General features: G+C 56.8%; 1 pseudogene. It reads left to right on the top strand.

Features of this window, described 5'->3' with window-relative positions:
• Nucleotides 1-257, top strand: a pseudogene (locus AAEZ05_RS29280) (integrase); the annotation flags it as partial.

The following is a 257-nucleotide window of genomic DNA, read 5'->3' as shown; positions in this document are numbered from 1 at the left end:
GCCAAAGGCAGCCTGGAGACGGTCAAGCGACTTTCCCAACGTCTCAACGAAATCATGGCCTACGGCGTCAACTGCGGACTGATCTTCGCGAACCCGCTCAGCGGCATTCGGGCAGCCTTCAAAAAGCCGCAAAAAGAAAATATGCCGGCACTTCCTCCCGAAGAACTACCCGACCTTATGCTGGCGATTGCCAACGCCAGCATCAAACGCATCACCCGCTGCCTAATCGAATGGCAACTGCACACCATGACCCGCCC

The sequence above is a fragment of the Pseudomonas sp. HY13-MNA-CIBAN-0226 genome (genome assembly GCF_040310305.1).
Taxonomy (GTDB): domain Bacteria; phylum Pseudomonadota; class Gammaproteobacteria; order Pseudomonadales; family Pseudomonadaceae; genus Aquipseudomonas; species Aquipseudomonas gregormendelii.
This window is presented reverse-complemented; position numbering and strand designations above follow the sequence as displayed.